Source organism: Streptococcus sp. 2022WUSS135 (assembly GCF_044427045.1).
In the GTDB taxonomy this organism is placed as follows: domain Bacteria; phylum Bacillota; class Bacilli; order Lactobacillales; family Streptococcaceae; genus Streptococcus; species Streptococcus hashimotonensis.
Genome location: NZ_JAOTGL010000056.1, coordinates 1 through 1,788, shown reverse-complemented (window position 1 = coordinate 1,788; position 1,788 = coordinate 1). Strand labels below are relative to the sequence as shown.

Genomic DNA, 1,788 nt, shown 5'->3' with positions numbered 1-1,788 from the left:
TTGGAATTTTAGAAGTAATATTGGTAAACAGGGCTTTAAAAGCTTGATGTTTGATCTGATATCGTCGTTGGACAAAGGCAGATTGGGTAACTGGTAAATGTAAGTCAAGTAGCTCTTTAGATAAGGTATTGCCTCCCATGGTAAGTATAGCTTGAATCATAGTTTTCATCGTTAGCTGACTTTTCCGACTAAAATCTTTTTCAGGATGAAGCACAAACTGGTTTGCGGTGGAAACGATGTCGTTAATACTATCAAGTAAATGAGCTTTAATCTGATCTAGCATGACTTTTCCTCTTTTATTTTTAGTGTAACATAAAAAATAACCCACCACAAAATGTGATAGGTTAGTTAACTTAATGACATTGGGCAAAAAGACCAGCCTCGCTTCTCAGAGTTCGTGTCAATATCTCAGCGCAGTGGTTGATTGGGTTTAACAGTCCAGTGGACTATTTTAGCCCGAACCAACATATTCGGAAGCGAGGAGAACTCTTTTGACCGTCGAGTTCTTTCCCTCTCTCATTTTCTTTTTATTTCGGACTGATACCAAGTGTAATACGTCCGAGACGGCTGATACGGGTCATCTTCCAAGCAGGAGACCAGACAATCTCTACCTGTGCATCGTTTATACCATCAATCGTTTTCAAGGCTGCAACCAATTCACCAGGCATAGTATCCGCACAAGAACAACCTGAATCTGTAAAGGTCATGACAACCTTACAAAAACCAGCTTCATCTAAATGAATCTCATAAATCAAACCCAAATTGTAGATGTCTAGTTCAATTTCAGGATCGTAAATGGATTCCAAAACCTCTATCAACTGTTCTGATACAGTTAACGCTCGTTCATTAATCTGAATATCTTCTCTCATTAAATTTAAACACTCCTAAAATATTTATAAGAAGTATTGTATCATAATTAAACGAAATATACCTATGCTATCAAATGTTTTTATTTAGCTTTTATAGAGCACGGACTTCTGAATCCTTACCTTAACCGATAGAAAAAATGTATTTGTGCCCTTGAGGCAAACTATGATAGAAACCATGACCTGCATAAATCTGAAACACCTGTTTTCTGTACTATATCAAAAAACAGCAAACCAGATACTGTTAGAAAACGAGACCGTAGAATAATTTTTTTAACTTTAAACGAGGCTGGGCAAAAAGTCCAAAGCCACTTCTCAGAGTTCGTGTCAACATCTCAGCGCAGTGGGAGTGGTTAATTGGCTTTAACAGTCCAGCAGAGTGAAACAGTTCGGGGAACTGTTTCAGCCCGAGCCTAGAAAGAAAAAAGCGAGGTTAAAGGTTGGAGATACGATTTGCGAAGCAAATCACAGCAATTCGTATTTCACACTCCAAATTTGACCTATACTGCTGATGCGAACAGAGTTCGCTCCGTTTCCAGCCTCCAAAGGTTCCCCGAACCTTTTTGTAACGAACCTTGTTCGCTCTATTTCCAACTTCCAACTGTCTCCCAGACAGTTTTGTAGCGAACTCTGTTCGCTCTATCTCCAGCCTCCAAAGGTTCCCCGAACCTTTGGAGCTATACAGGGGTTGGAGTTCAAAAGGTCTGGTAGACCTTGACATAGGCTGACTGTAGTCAGCTCACATCATTCACAGTCTGGGGATAGACTGTTTCAGCTCAACAACTTAAAACTAGGACTTGTTTTGAACTGCTCCCTGTCAAGTGGACAATGAAATAATAAAAGATTAGGCGACGGCCTTGTTCCTCATTTCAAGAGGGGCAAGGCCGTTGTTGCGTTCTTGAAATCGTTGATGATTATAAAA

Annotated in this window: 1 protein-coding gene and 2 pseudogenes; all 3 read right to left on the bottom strand. The window is 39.8% G+C overall.

What is annotated here, in order from left to right; translation table 11 throughout:
• A pseudogene (locus tag ODU45_RS09875) lies at positions 1–283 on the bottom strand (IS4 family transposase); the annotation flags it as partial.
• 244 nt (positions 284–527) lie between these two features.
• Complete coding sequence (locus ODU45_RS09870; protein ID WP_024406534.1) at positions 528–869, bottom strand: metal-sulfur cluster assembly factor; 342 nt, start codon at positions 867–869, stop codon at positions 528–530.
• A gap of 121 nt (positions 870–990) precedes the next feature.
• Positions 991–1,071: pseudogene (locus ODU45_RS09865) on the bottom strand (pyridoxamine 5'-phosphate oxidase family protein); the annotation flags it as partial.
• Positions 1,072–1,788 lie beyond the last annotated feature (717 nt).

Coding starts and splice junctions, on each gene's coding strand:
- ODU45_RS09870 (WP_024406534.1), bottom strand. CDS start 869: ATGAGAGAAGATATTCAGATTAATGAACGAGCGTTAACTGTATCAGAA.